Annotated in this window: 11 protein-coding genes and 1 pseudogene; 4 read left to right on the forward strand and 8 right to left on the reverse strand. The window is 59.1% G+C overall.

Features of this window, described 5'->3' with window-relative positions; genetic code table 11:
* The 3 genes and pseudogenes from BK662_RS06055 to yjiA form a co-directional block, all read left to right on the forward strand.
* Positions 1–369 (forward strand): annotated as a pseudogene (locus tag BK662_RS06055) (carbon starvation protein A); the annotation flags it as partial.
* A gap of 14 nt (positions 370–383) precedes the next feature.
* Positions 384–581, forward strand: coding sequence for a YbdD/YjiX family protein (locus BK662_RS06060; protein WP_007895266.1), 198 nt, complete (start codon positions 384–386; stop codon positions 579–581).
* A 161-nt stretch (positions 582–742) separates the two neighbouring features.
* Positions 743–1,714: a GTPase gene (gene yjiA / locus BK662_RS06070; protein ID WP_123357332.1), complete on the forward strand. Its 972-nt coding sequence runs from the start codon at positions 743–745 to the stop codon at positions 1,712–1,714.
* 103 nt (positions 1,715–1,817) lie between these two features.
* Here the strand turns inward: yjiA and BK662_RS06075 are convergent, their stop codons facing one another.
* From BK662_RS06075 to BK662_RS06095, 5 genes are all read right to left on the reverse strand, one after another.
* Entirely contained in the window at positions 1,818–2,525 is a 708-nt protein-coding gene (locus BK662_RS06075) for a GntR family transcriptional regulator (RefSeq protein ID WP_123357333.1), read from the reverse strand.
* A gap of 26 nt (positions 2,526–2,551) precedes the next feature.
* Positions 2,552–3,256, reverse strand: a complete 705-nt coding sequence (locus BK662_RS06080) for a FadR/GntR family transcriptional regulator (RefSeq protein WP_123357334.1) — start codon at positions 3,254–3,256, stop codon at positions 2,552–2,554.
* A gap of 67 nt (positions 3,257–3,323) precedes the next feature.
* Positions 3,324–4,637: a C4-dicarboxylate transporter DctA gene (locus BK662_RS06085; RefSeq protein ID WP_123357335.1), complete on the reverse strand. Its 1,314-nt coding sequence runs from the start codon at positions 4,635–4,637 to the stop codon at positions 3,324–3,326.
* 362 nt (positions 4,638–4,999) lie between these two features.
* Positions 5,000–6,253: a serine hydroxymethyltransferase gene (gene glyA, locus BK662_RS06090; protein ID WP_123357336.1), complete on the reverse strand. Its 1,254-nt coding sequence runs from the start codon at positions 6,251–6,253 to the stop codon at positions 5,000–5,002.
* A gap of 222 nt (positions 6,254–6,475) precedes the next feature.
* The gene (locus tag BK662_RS06095; protein ID WP_123357391.1) at positions 6,476–10,324 is read right to left on the reverse strand and encodes a bifunctional diguanylate cyclase/phosphodiesterase; all 3,849 of its coding nucleotides are present in this window, start codon (positions 10,322–10,324) and stop codon (positions 6,476–6,478) included.
* Between the two features lie 281 nt (positions 10,325–10,605).
* On the opposite strand from BK662_RS06095, the gene ettA reads away from it, so the two are divergent.
* Positions 10,606–12,270: an energy-dependent translational throttle protein EttA gene (gene ettA / locus BK662_RS06100; protein WP_123357337.1), complete on the forward strand. Its 1,665-nt coding sequence runs from the start codon at positions 10,606–10,608 to the stop codon at positions 12,268–12,270.
* A 187-nt stretch (positions 12,271–12,457) separates the two neighbouring features.
* Here the strand turns inward: ettA and BK662_RS06105 are convergent, their stop codons facing one another.
* The 3 genes from BK662_RS06105 to BK662_RS06115 form a co-directional block, all read right to left on the reverse strand.
* Complete coding sequence (locus BK662_RS06105) at positions 12,458–12,952, reverse strand: GreA/GreB family elongation factor (protein WP_123357338.1); 495 nt, start codon at positions 12,950–12,952, stop codon at positions 12,458–12,460.
* Between the two features lie 70 nt (positions 12,953–13,022).
* Positions 13,023–13,379 carry a hypothetical protein gene (locus tag BK662_RS06110; protein WP_008008678.1) on the reverse strand — a complete coding sequence of 119 codons (357 nt, stop codon included), beginning with the start codon at positions 13,377–13,379 and terminating at the stop codon, positions 13,023–13,025.
* A gap of 204 nt (positions 13,380–13,583) precedes the next feature.
* A complete protein-coding gene (locus tag BK662_RS06115; protein ID WP_123357339.1) occupies positions 13,584–15,437 on the reverse strand; it encodes an Lnb N-terminal periplasmic domain-containing protein in 1,854 nt (617 codons plus the stop codon).
* Between the last annotated feature and the right edge of the window lie 37 nt (positions 15,438–15,474).

The following is a 15,474-nucleotide window of genomic DNA, read 5'->3' on the forward strand; positions in this document are numbered from 1 at the left end:
GTGCTGATCAAAATGAAACGCCAACGCTACGTCTGGGTGACCATGCTGCCAGCAGTGTGGCTGCTGATTTGTACCACCACCGCAGGCTTCATCAAGCTGTTCGACGCCAACCCGGCAATCGGCTTCCTGTCGCTGGCGAAGAAGTACAGCGATGCGTTGGCCAGCGGGCAGATTCTGGCCCCGGCCAAGAGCATCGAGCAGATGCAGCATGTAATCTATAACGCCTACACCAACGCAACGCTGACCGCGCTGTTCCTGTTCGTGGTGTTCAGCATCCTGTTCTATGCGCTCAAGGTCGGCATTGCCGCCTGGGGTACCAAAGAACGTACGGATAAAGAATCGCCGTTCCAGGCTCAGCCGGATGCGTAATCGAGGATTGCACCATGTTCAATGACCTGAGTCGCCTCGGTAAATACCTCGGTCAGGCCGCGCGCCTGATGGTCGGCATGCCCGACTACGACAACTACGTCGAGCATATGCAAACCAAACACCCGGACAAACCGGTGATGAGCTACGAGATGTTCTTTCGCGAACGTCAGGAAGCCCGTTACGGTGGCAAGGGTGGGCCGAAGTGCTGTTGATGCAACAACCTGGCTGATGCAATCCCTGTGGGAGCGGGCTTGCTCGCGAAAGCGGTGTGTCATTCAACATTAATGTCGACTGACACGACCTCTTCGCGAGCAAGCCCGCTCCCACATTTGTTTTGTGTTGTTTCTTAACTTTGTGAAACAGGAGAACCCGTTTGTCCTCTCCCATTCCAGTAACGATCCTCAGCGGCTTTCTCGGCGCGGGAAAAACCACGCTGCTGCGCTATCTGCTCAAAGCCGAGCATGGCCTGAAAATCGCCGTGATCGAAAACGAATTCAGTGACGCCGGTATCGACACCCAACTGTTGGGCGACGAGCCGGTGCAAGTGATGACACTGTCCAACGGCTGCGTCTGTTGCACCATCCACACCGATTTGACCAAAGCGCTGTACCTGCTGCTCGAACGCCTGGACAGCGGCGAGATCGCCTTCGATCGTCTGGTCATCGAATGCACCGGGCTGGCCGATCCGGCTCCGGTGGCGCAAACCTTTTTCATCGACGAAGAACTGCGTGAGCGCTACATCCTCGACGGCATCATCACCCTGGTGGATGCGGCCCATGCCGACCTGCACCTGACCCAGACCATCGCCCAGGCACAGATCGGCTTTGCCGACCGCTTGCTGGTGAGCAAACGCGATCTGGTGGACGAGCCGACCTTCACCACCCTCAGCGAGCGTCTGACCCGCATCAACCGTCGCGCGCCGATACGCTTGGTCGAGCACGGCAAGATCGACCTGGCAGAACTGCTCGACGTGCGCGGCTTCAACCTCAATGCCGATCTCGGCGGTGGAGTGAGTTTGCGTCCTGTGAGCAAGGCTCCGTCCATCGACCGTATCTCCAGCCTGGTGTTGCGCACCGACAAGCCGCTGGATATCGACAAGCTCAGTGAGTTCATGAACGAACTGCTGGAAGACCATGGCAAGCAATTGCTGCGATACAAAGGTGTTTTGAACATCCTTGGCGAACCGCGGCGCATGGTGTTTCAGGGGGTCTTGAAGTTGTACGGATTCGACTGGGATACGGAGTGGGCGGACGATGAAGCACGCGAAAGCGTGATTGTGTTCATTGCCGATGATTTACCGGAAGAGAAGATTCGCGAAGGGTTTGCGCGAGTCGCGGCGAAGTAAGCCCCAACATTATCAGCGGGCCTGATGCCGCCATCGCGAGCAGGCTCGCTCCCACAGGGGGATGCATTTCAAATGTGGGAGCGAGCCTGCTCGCGATGGTGATCTAACCGGCAACACGATTCTGGCTGACTACCGATCCAGAGTGCAACAGCGCTTCCTCAAGATGATCCAGATGCCGGTTCATCAACATTTCGGCCCTCACAACATCCTCACGCTCCACTGCATCGACAATCTCCGCGTGCTCCTGCCACGCGCAATCACCGCCTACCTGCGCATCACACTGCGCAATCGCCAGCGAAGTCTGCGGCACCAGAGTGCCAAGAAAATGCGCCAACGGTGCGTTCCCCGCCATTTCGGCCAGTTGCAGATGAAATTCCCCTGACAATCGAATGGCCGGACCACGCGCCGTGCATTGGCGTTCGCTGTCGATCAAGGCGCGCAGGCGTTTCAGGTCCTTTGGGCGAGGTTGCTGGCAGGCCAGTCGAGCCAGTGTGATTTCGGTCAGTCGTCGGGCATGCAGCGTCTGCCGAGTCTGCTCGGCATCGGGCGCGGCGACTCGGGGGCGATGGTTGGTGCGAAGGATAATGATCTGCTGATGGGACAACTGCGTCAGCACGCCACGAATGTCACTGCGTCGAGCGCTGAACATCTGCGCCAGGCTGTCTTCAGTAAAACGGCTGGCTGCATGGAGACGCTGTTCGAGAATGGCGTCGAAGATCCGTGAATAGAGATCATTGGCTGGCGGTTTCCCGGTGTCCGTTCGGGGGAAGGGCAGGGCAGTGAATATCTGTGGTGAGGCGAAGCTGTTCATGGCCTGTCTCCAGTTCGAAGAGGGGTTTAACTGCCGAGGTGGTCGTCCGGAATATTCAATTCGATGCCCATCCGCTGGCCTTCCCGAAGAATGTGTCGACGCATTTCGGCGCTGGCCTGGGCGCTGTTCTTGCTGCGGATAGCTCGTACGACGGCTTCGTTTTCTTCAAGGCGTTCCGCCAGATGTTCCGGCGAATTGCGCAGTACGTCGGCGCTTTGCTTGAGGGCATTGCTGGTCTGCTGCACCACGCTCTGGAAAATCGGGTTCGAGGTCAGGGCGAACAGCTCCTCGTGGAACGCGATGTAGGCATTCACGCCAGCCTCGCTGTCGTTGGCCTCAAGGGCTTCGCGCATGTCCATCAGGGTCAGACGCAGTTGCCCGACTTCCTTGCTGCTGATGGATTGCGCCACCAGGCCGACGATGAACGGTTCGAGGGTGTAGCGCAGTTGCAGCACGTCTTCCAGACTGGCCCCGGCTACCGCGCTGTCGTGGCTTTGGCTGTCGCTGAGATTGGCCTCCAGCACCACCACGCCTTTGCCTGGCATGGAGCGCACCAGCCCGAGGGTTTCCAGCACGATGACCGCTTCACGCAGGCTCGGGCGGCTGATGCCCAGTTGTTCAGCCAGTTCACGCTGGCCCGGCAACATTTCGCCGGAACGCCACTGACCGCGGGCCAGAGCGGCCCGAAGTTTTTCTACGACTGAATTTACGACGGTTGATGTGGTGATCACTGTTCGCTCCATGAGCATCCATAACGATTGATGGCCGTGCGTGCCGGAGGGCAGGCACGGCGATTATTCAGAATTCCTGTTGATGCGCAGGGGCCACCGGTTTTCTCGGCTGAAAGGTATAACCCTGCTGGCCGGACAGCACCTTGTTTGCCCGTTGAATATCGATGTCTTTTTCCCAACGGGCGATGGCCACGGTGGCGACGCAGTTGCCGATCAGGTTGGTCAGCGCCCGGCCGATGCCCATGAACCAGTCCACTGCCAATACAAGCACCAGGCCGACTACCGGAATCGCCGGGATCGCCGTCAGGGTTGCCGCGAGAATCACCAGCGCCGAACCGGGAATCCCGTGGGCACCTTTGGAGGTGATCAACGACACCAGCAAAATTGTCAGCAGGTCTGTCATGGCCAGCGGTGTGCCGGTGGCATTGGCGATGAACACGATGGCCAGGGTCAGGTAGATCGAAAAACCATCAAGGTTGAACGAGTACCCGGTCGGAATCACCAGCCCGACTGTGGAGCTGCCGATGCCCAGGTGCTCAAGCTTGCGCATGATTTGTGGCAGCACGGCGTCGGAAGACGCGGTGCCCATGACGATCAGCAGTTCTTCGCGCAGGTACTTGAGCAATGGCCACATCCGCAGGCCTGAGAGGCGCATCACCAGGCCGAGAATCAGCGCCACGAATGCCGCGCAGGTCAGGTAAAACAGGCCGACCAGGCTACCCAAGTGCTGCAGCGAATCCAGGCCATATTTGCTGGTGGTGAAAGCGATGGCGCCGAACACGCCGATCGGCGCCAGACGCACGATCATGCCCATAATGCGGAAGATCACGTGGCTCAGCTCGTTGATCAGCCGGGAAATACCCGACGCCGCTTCGCCCACCAGGTTCAGCGCACTGCCGAACAGCACCGAAAACAGCAGGACTTGCAGAATGTTGTTTTCCGCGAAGGCGCCGATCACCGAAGTCGGGATCAGGTTCATCAGGAACTGGGAGGTGGTTTGCATGTGCTGACCGCGTTGGGCGATATCGCCCATGTGAGCGGCGGAGAGCTGGTCCAGATGAATGTTCGCGCCGCTGCCAATGCCGGTCGTGAAGGCAAACACCAGGCCGATCACCAAGGCGATGGTGGTCAGCACTTCGAAGTAGATCACCGATTTCAGGCCGATGCGTCCGACTTTCTTCAAGTCGCCGGCACCGCTGATGCCGCTGACCACTACGCAGAACACGATCAAGCCAATGAGCATCTTGATCAGTTTGATGAAACCGTCGCCGAGGGGTTTGAGTTGGGCGGAGTATTCGGGAAGGGTCAGCCCGCAGACGATGCCGAGCACCAGTCCGAGAACCACTTGGAGGAAGATTGAACGCGAGCACCATCTGAGCATGGGAGGAATCCTGGTCGGTGTCCTGGTTGCCGTGCGCGAGGCGCATCAGATTCAGGACTTAATTATTGTGGTCTTACCGGTATGTCCAGTGCAGGCGCAGTCTACGCTGGATTTTTTCAGGATTACAAGTGGAAATAGAAAAATTGGCATGACCGGTCTGACCGGTTGAGCTGATCCCGTTGAAAATCAAAAGATCGTAGCCTTCGGCAGCTCCTGCAGAAACCGGGTACACCCGTGATTTCGTAGCCTTTGTAGGAGCTGCCGAAGGCTGCGATCTTTTGATTTCTATGGCCTTTATTGCGGACGAAAAAAAACCGGCCATCACTGGCCGGTTTTTTCATTGCTGCGGTTTAGCGGGGCAATTAAGCGCCGTATACCGGCAGTTTCTTGCAGATGGCTTTGACTTTCTCACGAACGGCGTCGATCACCGCTTCGTTGGAAAGATCAGCCAGGATGTCGCAGATCCAGCCGGCCAGCTCTTTGCACTCAGCTTCCTTGAAGCCGCGAGTGGTCACAGCCGGAGTACCGAAACGCAGACCGGAGGTGACGAACGGGGAGCGTGGATCGTTCGGTACCGAGTTCTTGTTCACGGTGATGAACGCTTTGCCCAGTGCGGCGTCGGCGTCTTTACCGGAGATTTCCTGCTTGATCAGCGACAGCAGGAACAGGTGGTTCTGAGTACCGCCCGACACCACGTCGAAACCGCGCTCAATGAACACGCCGGCCATGGCCTGGGCGTTTTTCACCACTTGTTGCTGGTAGGTCTTGAACTCAGGCTGCAGCGCTTCCTTGAAGCAGATCGCCTTGGCAGCGATCACGTGCTCCAGCGGGCCACCTTGGGCGCCCGGGAATACCGCGGAGTTCAGCTTCTTCTCGATGTCGGCGTTGGCGCGAGCCAGGATCAGGCCGCCACGTGGACCGCGCAGGGTCTTGTGCGTGGTGGTGGTCACGACGTCAGCGAATGGAACCGGGTTCGGGTAGACGCCAGCGGCGACCAGACCGGCCACGTGAGCCATGTCGACGAACAGGTAAGCGCCAACTTTGTCAGCGATAGCGCGAAAGCGCGGGAAGTCGAGGATCTGCGAGTAGGCAGAGAAACCGGCCACGATCATTTTTGGCTTGTGCTCAACCGCCAGACGCTCGACTTCGTCGTAGTCGATCAGGCCGTTGGCGTCGATGCCGTACTGAACAGCGTTATAGAGCTTGCCGGAGGACGAAACGCTGGCACCGTGGGTCAGGTGACCGCCGTGGGCCAGGCTCATGCCCAGGATGGTGTCGCCCGCTTGCAGCAGGGCCAGGTAAACGGCGCTGTTGGCTTGGGAACCGGCGTGTGGCTGAACGTTGGCGTAATCGGCGCCGAACAGCTCTTTGGCCCGATCAATTGCAAGCTGCTCAACCACGTCGACGAACTCGCAACCACCGTAGTAGCGCTTGCCCGGGTAACCTTCGGCGTACTTGTTGGTCAGTACCGAGCCTTGAGCTTCCATCACCGCAGGGCTGGTGTAGTTTTCCGAAGCGATCAGCTCGATGTGTTCTTCCTGGCGCTGAGCTTCTTGCTCCATGGCGGCAAAAAGGTCGGCGTCGTACTTGGCAATAGTCAAATCACGGCTGAACATGGCGGTCCTCAAGGATCGGGGCAGAAAAGGGGGGCATTCTAACCCAATGGGTTTTAGATGGCATATGAAAGGACATCATGTCGCAGACAAGTGGTGTTCATGCGCAGGATTTTTGGTGTCTGGGCTGGCCTCATCGCGAGCAGGCTCGCTCCCACAGGGGAACGCATTCCAACTGTGGGAGCGAGCCTGCTCGCGATGGCGTCATCTGAGGCACCAAAAAACTCAGTCAAACATGAACAACGCATCATTGCTGAACTGCGCCTCAAACCGACTCGCCGGCATTGGCCGGCCAAACAGATACCCCTGGACCTCATCGCAACCATGCTCGCGCAGGAAGTCGAGCTGCTCGTGGGTTTCCACGCCTTCGGCGATCACCGCCAGATTGAGGCTGTGGGCCATGGCGATGATCGCCCGGGCAATTTGCGCATCCTGTTCACCCGAGGGCAGACCATCGACGAAGGTGCGGTCGATTTTCAGCACGTCGATCGGGAATTGCTTGAGGTAGTTGAGCGATGAATAGCCGGTGCCGAAGTCATCGACCGCAATGCTCAGGCCGAGGTTTTTCAACCCGGCGAGGATCTGCATCGCCTCGCTGACTTCGCGCATCAGGATACTTTCAGTCAACTCCAGCTCCAGGCACGCCGGCGGCAGGCCGGTTTCCTTGAGGATGGTGGCGATCCGCGTGCCGAGTTGCCCGTCGGAGAACTGCCGGGCCGAGATATTCACCGAGACCTTCGGCACCCGTACCTTGGCCTGATGCCAGATCTTGAGCTGACGGCAGGCTTCGCTGATGACCCAGTCGCCGACATCCACCACCAGACCGAGCTCTTCGAGCACCGGAATGAAATCCCCCGGCGGCACCAGGCCCCGTCGCGGGTGGCGCCAGCGCAGCAGGGCTTCGGCACCGGTCAGGCGTTTGCCGTCGCCGCTGAATTGCGGCTGGTAGTACAGCACGAATTCGTTTTGCTCCAGGGCATGGCGCAAGTCGCTTTCCAGCTCCAGACGCTCCAGGGCGCTGGCGTTCATGTCGGCCTGATAGAACTGGAAGTTGTTCTTGCCGCGCTCCTTGGCGTGGTACATCGCAGTGTCGGCGTTCTTCATCAGCTGACTGAGTTCGCTGCCGTCCTGAGGGCTAAGGGCAATGCCGATACTGGCGGTGACAAAGAACTCGCGGCCTTCCAGCACGAACGGTTTCACCAGGCTGGCGAGGATCTGTTCGGCCACATGAATCGCCCGGTTCAGCGCGATCTCCCGGTTGACCCGCGGTTGCAGCAGCAACGTGAACTCATCACCGCCCATGCGCGCCACGGTGTCGTCATCGTCGACACAACCGAGCAGGCGCGTGGCCATTTCCTTGAGCATGCGGTCGCCGGCGGCGTGGCCCAGGGAGTCGTTGATCGGCTTGAAACGGTCGAGGTCGAGGAACATCAGCACCACCCAGGACTTCTGCCGTTCAGCCGATTGCAGCGCGGTGTGCAGGCGATCCTGGAACAGCGTGCGGTTGGGCAGGTGGGTCAGGGCGTCGTAATAGGCGAGGCGGTGAATCCGTTGCTCACTGGCCTTGCGCTCGCTGATGTCGCTGAAGAAGCACACATAGCTGGCCAGATCGCCCTCATCGTCGAGGACCGCGGTAATACCGACCCAGGCCGGGTAGTGCTCGCCATTGCGTCGCTTGAGCCAGACTTCGCCTTCCCAGGTGCTGTGTTGATGCAATTGCTTGAGCACATAGCGCAGATGGGCTTCCTGCTGTTCGTCGACAGTGAGCATGTTCGGCAACTGGTCGAGGACCTGGGCCACCGCATATCCACTGACGCGACTGAAAGCCTCGTTGGCCTGGACGATGTAGCCGGCCGGGTCAGTGATCAGAATCGCCGAGGTCGAGTGCTCGAATACCGTGGCTGCCATGCGCAGGTCTTTCTCGGCCCGGCGTTGTTGGCTGATGTCGCGACCGACCCCGAGCACGCCTTCGAAGGCACCGTGTTCGTCCCAGACCAGCACCAGACGCAACTCGATGGGAATCTTGCGCCCGTCGGCCCGCAGGCAGTCGAACAGAAACAGCTGGGTCTGCACCTGACTGCGCAGCAGCGCCAGTTGTTCGGGTTTATCCAGCGCTTTGCTGACCCGGTCCATCAGGCTGTAAATGCCGGTCAGTTGTTGCGGGTTGGCGATGGTCGATTGCCAGCCATTCTGGAATATCCAGTCGGCGTCGAAGCCCAGCACGGCTTGCACCGAGGGGCTGACGTAATTGAGCGACATCTTGCTGTCGGTGGAGAAAATCACATCGCTGATGCTTTCGGCGAGCATCCGGTAACGCTGCTCGCTGTCGCGCAGGGACTCACTGGCTTCGATCTGCTCGGTGATGTCCTTGGCCACGCCGATGATGCGCGTGACCTGATCATGTTTGTCCCGCGCCAGGGCCTGTTCGCGAATGTCGAAACGCCGCCATTTGCCATCGCGATGGCGGAAGCGCAGCTGGCATTGCATCAGTTGAGTGTAACCCGCGTGACGTTGGGACTGGCGTGATCGGTGGTAGTAGTCGGCATCCTCGGGGTTCAACAGGATTTCCCAGAAATACTCGCCCATCTGGTGCAGTTCGGTGCGGTTGTAACCCAGCGTTTGCCCCAGGTGATGGTTGCTGAAGATCATCCGCTGGCTGATCACATCCTGCACATACAGATGATCCGGCACGGTGCGCACTACGTCGGACCAGAACCCTTCACGCTCCAGCAGCGACAGCTCGACAAGCTTGCGGCTGGTGATGTCGCTGATGCTCAAAATCACCGCTTTATAGTCGGTCTGATCTTCCGGCAGGCGCAGCACCAGCCAAAAATGCTGGTCGCGGCCATTGGCGTCCTGAAGCTTGATTTCCAGCTCAAGCTGTTTCTGCTGGTGGAGCACCGCTTCGAGCACTTGATTGCCGATGGCTGTGCAGTCCAGTGGGTAGCCGTCGATCAGCAGTTTCCAGGCTTGGTCACAGGAATTGACGTTGAGCAGTTGCAGGGCGACCTGGTTGACCTCGGTGATGCGCAGTTCCTGCAGCAGTTGCTGGCGTTGCTCTGGTGTCTCGAGCCAGGCCTTCAACTGTTCACTGCTGTTGAATTGAGCTTTGTCGAAGACACTTTTGAGCCCGGACAAGTCGAGCACGCACAGCGCAACACCGGTGCCTTCGAAAATGTCCTGATAGCGTCGGCGGCCCTCATGCAGTTGACGTTGACGGCGACGAATGTTCAGCAGAGCGATGAACGGCAACAAGGAGAGGGCCAGACCCAGCAAGCATTTGCCGATGAACGCCGGCAGCAGTTGTTCGATCACCCGTTGCCGGTCGAACAGCCCGCGCAGCTGCCAATCGCTGCTGCTCAGGGGAACTGTCAGCACACTGTTGGCCAGTTCGTCGGCTGTCAGCACGGCCGGTTTGGCCGAGGGCTGGGCATCATCGCGGCTGATGATTTGATGATTGATGCGGTTTTCCACCAGCCACTGGGGGCGGATTCCGATCTCGCCCTGTTTGGTCAGTGAGGAGAAAAACGTTGGTGTCAGGCGCAGGGCCCAATAGCCGCGGGTACTGCCGCTGGCCTGATGCAGGAGCAGGTACACCACCGAACCGTCGTCGGCATTGCTGAAGTAGTGGGCCTGGGCGCGGCTGCGCTGCACCAGTTCGCTCAGGTAATGGGCGTCCGGGTTGTCGGCGGCGCTGTCGCTGAGGATTTTCCCGGAGGGACTGAGCAGCGCCAGGCTGCGCAGGTCGGGCAGCGATTGTTGCAGTTTTCGCAGCAGCGCCTGCTGTTCGTCGGGGCTTTGCGGTTGTTCGATGATCGGTAGCAGATTAAGGGCGATCTGGGCATTGAGTGCCATGTTGAGGCTGACTTGCGCAGCCAGATCGGCGGAATAGTCGATGGTGTATTGGCGTTGGTTTTTCTGGGTTTCGCCAAGCTGATCCAGCAACTGCCAGAACAGCAGTGCGAGCAGCAACAGCACGAGGGTCGCCAGCGCGCCCTTCAAGGTTCCGCGCAGGGGCGAGCCGATCGCAGGATTGAGTGCGCTCACGGACGATGGCGGAGAGACATTAGACAAACTGTAATCCTGCGGTTTGGCTGGACTGGCCGACATGCACTATAAGCCGGACGCCCGAAGGGCGGCTAGCATGCCTTGAGTTGTGGCGAAGTGCCAGTCCCGCTCGGCTGGACTGCCTTCTATCAATAAGGTAGCTTTGCCGGTTACGCGGGAGCGTTCCAGCTCCTAGAGGTTTTTTTCAGCGCGCACGCTTTGATACCCATCAAACGAACGACGCGCATGGCCTGGCCGGGCATCGCCTGCGCTCCAATCATTCATCAGTCACTGACCCAAGGTTCTCCATGGCTCAATACGTCTTCACCATGCATCGGCTGGGCAAAGTTGTTCCGCCGAAGCGGGAAATCCTGAAAAACATTTCGCTGTCGTTCTTCCCTGGCGCCAAAATCGGCGTACTCGGTCTCAACGGTTCGGGTAAATCCACGCTGCTGAAAATCATGGCTGGCGTCGATACCGAGTTCGACGGTGAAGCCCGTCCGATGCCGGACCTGAACATTGGCTACCTGCCGCAGGAACCGATCCTGGATCCGACCAAGACCGTTCGTGAAGTCGTCGAGGAAGCAGTCAGCGTGATCAAGGACGCTCAGGCGCGCCTGGACGAGGTTTACGCGGCCTACGCTGAACCGGATGCAGACTTCGACAAACTGGCGGCAGAACAGGCCAAGCTTGAAGCCATCCTGCAGGCCAGCGACGGTCACAACCTGGATCGCCAACTGGAAGTCGCCGCCGATGCGCTGCGTCTGCCGGCATGGGATGCCAAGGTCGAATTCCTGTCCGGTGGTGAAAAGCGTCGTGTGGCCCTGTGCCGCCTGCTGCTGTCTGCACCAGACATGCTGCTGCTCGACGAACCGACCAACCACCTGGACGCCGATTCCGTCGCCTGGCTGGAGCACTTCCTGCACGATTTCCCGGGCACCGTGGTTGCGATCACGCACGACCGTTACTTCCTGGACAACGTCGCCGGCTGGATCCTCGAGCTCGACCGCGGCGCCGGTATCCCGTACGAGGGCAACTATTCGGGTTGGCTTGAAGCCAAGTCCGATCGTCTGGCGGCCGAATCCAAGCAGCAGTCGGCTCACGAAAAGGCCATGAAGGAAGAACTGGAGTGGGTGCGCAAAGGCGCCAAGGCCCGCCAGTCCAAATCCAAGGCTCGTCTGCAGCGCTTCGAAGAAATGCAATCGCAGGAATTCCAGAAGCGCAGCGAAACCAACGAGATCTACATCCCGGCCGGTCCGCGTCTGGGTGACAAGGTCATCGAGTTCAAGAACGTCAGCAAGGGCTACGGCGATCGCGTGCTGATCGACAACCTGTCGTTCTCCATGCCTAAAGGCGCCATCGTTGGCGTGATCGGCGGTAACGGTGCCGGTAAATCGACCCTGTTCCGCATGCTGATGGGCAAGGAAACACCGGATTCGGGCTCCATCGAAGTCGGCGAAACCGTGCAAATGGCGTGCGTCGATCAGAGCCGCGAAGACCTGGATGGCAGCAAGACCGTGTTCCAGCAGATCTCCGACGGTTCCGATCAGATTCGCATCGGCAACTACGAGATCCCGTCGCGCACCTACGTTGGTCGCTTCAACTTCAAGGGCGGCGATCAGCAGAAGTTCGTCAAGGACCTGTCCGGTGGTGAGCGTGGTCGCTTGCACCTGGCCCTGACCCTGAAAGAGGGTGGCAACGTCCTGTTGCTCGACGAACCGTCCAACGACCTCGACGTTGAAACCCTGCGTTCCCTGGAAGAAGCCTTGCTGGACTTCCCGGGCGCTGCCATTGTGATCTCTCACGATCGGTGGTTCCTCGACCGCGTCGCGACTCACATCCTGGCGTACGAAGACGACTCGCAAGCGGTATTCTTCGAAGGCAACTACACCGAGTACGAAGCCGATCGCAAGAAACGCCTCGGCGAAGCGGCTTCCCAGCCGCACCGCGTACGGCACAAGAAACTGGCCTGATTTCAGGTTGGTCGCATAGAAAAAACGGAGCCTTCGGGGCTCCGTTTTTTGTTCTTCTGTAGGAGCTGTCGAGTGAAACGAGGCTGCGATCTTTTGATCTTCCGCTTGGGATTGGAGCGAGCCTGAAAAGATCGCAGCCTCGTTTCACTCGACAGCTCCTACAGGCGAGATCGCGACGTCATCGAACTTACCCGGCCTCTATGGCCAACACCTCAATCACCAAATCCCCCGCCGGCCGCTTCCAGAGCACTTCATCGCCCACCTGCGCCCCGAGCAACGCCCGCCCCAGCGGCGAGCTCCAATTGATCAAGCCATGGGCGGCATCCGCCTGGTCTTCTCCGACCAATTGCACGCGCTGCTCATGATCGTGTTCGTCGGCAAAGGTCACCCAGTTGCCGATCTGCACCTTATCGGCCGAGGTAGCCTGCGCAACCACCTGAGCGCTTTGCAGGCGCTGCTTGAAGTAGCGCCAGTCGCGGTCGAGGTCGGCCTGGCGCTGCTTATCGGCCAGTTCGCCTTTGGCGCTTTCCTCATCAAGCAGTTTTTGCAGTTCGGCGACTTTCGCCTGAAGCTGCGCGAGACCGGCTGGCGTGACGTAATTGGGCTGCGCGCTGACCTGCCGTTCGACTGGCTGATCGGCTTGCGCGGCGGCGTTATCTTCATTGACGAAGGCGCGGCTCATGCTGTTCTCCCGTTATAGGGGTTGGGCCATGGTCGCAGGCTTTAAGTTTCGACGAATGTCTGTAAACGACTTATTGCGAGCGATAGGCTCGCGCGGCGTCCCTGTCTTTCTCTTGTTGCCAGGCTCGTTCGCGCTCGTCCCAATGGCGGTCCTTGTACTCATTACGATCCTCGTTTTCACGCATGGCCTGGCACTGACGGAAGCCATCGGTCCAGCCTTCGGCGTATTGCTTGTCCTTGAGGTAACGCGGGACATTCTTGCGAAACTCGCCGGTGATCGCCCCGGCGGCTTGCCGGCCACTGATGCAACCGTCATCGAAGCCATCGGCGAATGCTGGCGGATAACCCTTGGCGATCAGATCCTCGTGGGTCGACTGGCACCCCGTGATCACTACCAACAACCCCAACACACCCACACAACGCCACATCCTGGACTCCTGGGCCGTTCAACGGCCTATAAGGGAAGTCTAGAAGCGGATTTGTCGGGTGTATGTGAAAGCTTGTGATTAATCTGTGGGGTAGCGCAAATCCCTTGTGGGAGCGAGCCTGCTCGCGATGGCGGTGGAACAGGCAGCATGGATGTTGAATGTAATGGCCTCATCGCGAGCAGGCTCGCTCCCACAGGGGGCAGATCAATAGTGATACCACTTCACCTCAAGCATCACTTCGTTTTCGGGTGAAGCCAGGTGGCTGAACTCGCGTTGAGCACTCAGGCGCACACCCAGATTGCGCGACAGTTCCCACTGCTGATTCAAACTCACACTCCGGCGCACCTCGCCATTGGTGAAGTAATCGCCCTTGGCTTCCAGACTGAAGTTACCCAGCGGGATTTTCCACAGCAGGCCGCTGTTGAAACCCGCCGCCGGCGCGATGAAGCCCGCGAAGTCGTTGTTATGCTCCACACGCACGGTGCCCAAGGCGAAACCGAGCATGTCGTCACCCAGTTGCCAGGTCCCGCCGCCACCGCCGTTGACATGGCTGACCAGGGTTTCGTCATCATGCTTGCCGGGTACGCGCTCCAGGCCGCCGGTGACTTGCCATGACAGCGGCTGCAACAATTCATTGCGAGGAGTCAGCGAGCGAATGGTCGCCAGATCCAGTTGCTGCAACTGCCAGTCATTGCCTTCGTATTGACGCAGCTTCATCTGCAGAATTTCGATCTGCGCACCGAGGGGGAAGCTTTCCATGTTGTCATTGAGGTCGTGATAGGCCATCCGCAGGCCATATTCGCCGAAGGCTTTGTCGCCTCGGGTGCCGATGCCGGCCCGCCAGGTGCGGGATTCGTGACCGTCCTCGGGCAAGCCAGGTTGCGGAATTTCCAGCTCCGGGGGCGGGTTTTGATTGATTGCGCGTAGCAATTCGAAACTGCGTTGAGCCCGTTGCTGGTCGCGTTCCTGGCCGTTGGCGCGATAACGCTCCAGACGATAAGCCGCATCGATGATCAACGCCTGACGGTCGCGAGGCTGAGCCTTGAACGCCGGATCCTGCAATTGCTTCTGATCGGCGCTGACTTTCAGCACCCAATCCTGCTCTTCGGAGGTTAACGGCTCGGCACGGCTTAGCAATTCACGCTCACGGGACGGGCGATACTCGATCGATTCCACCAGCCCGGCTTCTTTCACCGCTTTGACCGTGTCGGTGGGGATGGCCGTCAACGGGAATTGCTCGGTCAAATGCAGGTTTGGCCGCGCCACTTGCAGCAACTCAAGCAGGCGGTAGGAGCAGTTTTCGTCGAAGAAGAAGTAGTCGAACTGGATCTGTTTGAGCTCCCAGACGTGCTCGACCATGCGCTCGGTTTCCTGCTGGGTCAGGTTCAGGCGGTATTCCCACAGGTCGCGGTTCTCGAGGCTGCGGTATTCCGAGAGTTTTTCCTGATAGGGCACTAGCGCAAACAGCCCGGGATAGCCGCCCATCAAACCTTTCCAGGCATACAGAATGCTGTTGTCCGAACCTTCGATGTAGGCGCCGAAGTTGATCGCGTAACTGAGCAGCGACGTCTTGTCGCTCTGCACATTGGCCTGATCGATGCGCAGCAAGGTGTGGCCAAACATCGACGATGGGCTGTTCAGGTAGGCCGCCGGGAAAATCATCACCGCGCTGTGGGGCGAAACATCCTTGAACCATTGTTTGAACTCAGCACAGTCCGGTGTCGGCAGATCGCTCAGCTCAAGTTGCGCCTTGAGCCAGCGGGTGCGGGCCGGATAGACGCATTGGGCATGCTGCTCGCCGGCACTGGCCGGGGCATACAGTGCCTGCACGGTCGCCGCCAGTTCGCGGTCGGGGTGTTCGTTGCCATCGGGGGCGAGAAAGAATTTCTTGTCGCTGACATAGCTGCGCCAGCCACCAAGCTTGGCGGTTTCGTAATGCCCCAGGGAAATCCAGAAGGGGTCGTTGGCCAGTTGCTGCAAACGTTGATTGTCGATGTGTGGCGCGGCGGACAGCGGGGCGCAGACACAGAGCGCCAGCCAGGCAAGGCGTTTGAGCATAGTGAGCAACTTAAGCCGAAAGAAACAAAGACCCAAA

This window comes from Pseudomonas frederiksbergensis (assembly GCF_003732275.1).
Lineage (GTDB): Bacteria > Pseudomonadota > Gammaproteobacteria > Pseudomonadales > Pseudomonadaceae > Aquipseudomonas > Aquipseudomonas frederiksbergensis_H.

Coding starts and splice junctions, on each gene's coding strand:
- glyA (WP_123357336.1), bottom strand. CDS start 6,253: ATGTTCAGCCGTGATTTGACTATTGCCAAGTACGACGCCGACCTTTTT.
- BK662_RS06075 (WP_123357333.1), bottom strand. CDS start 2,525: ATGAACAGCTTCGCCTCACCACAGATATTCACTGCCCTGCCCTTCCCC.
- BK662_RS06115 (WP_123357339.1), bottom strand. CDS start 15,437: ATGCTCAAACGCCTTGCCTGGCTGGCGCTCTGTGTCTGCGCCCCGCTG.
- BK662_RS06060 (WP_007895266.1), top strand. CDS start 384: ATGTTCAATGACCTGAGTCGCCTCGGTAAATACCTCGGTCAGGCCGCG.
- BK662_RS06105 (WP_123357338.1), bottom strand. CDS start 12,952: ATGAGCCGCGCCTTCGTCAATGAAGATAACGCCGCCGCGCAAGCCGAT.
- BK662_RS06110 (WP_008008678.1), bottom strand. CDS start 13,379: ATGTGGCGTTGTGTGGGTGTGTTGGGGTTGTTGGTAGTGATCACGGGG.
- BK662_RS06085 (WP_123357335.1), bottom strand. CDS start 4,637: ATGCTCAGATGGTGCTCGCGTTCAATCTTCCTCCAAGTGGTTCTCGGA.
- ettA (WP_123357337.1), top strand. CDS start 10,606: ATGGCTCAATACGTCTTCACCATGCATCGGCTGGGCAAAGTTGTTCCG.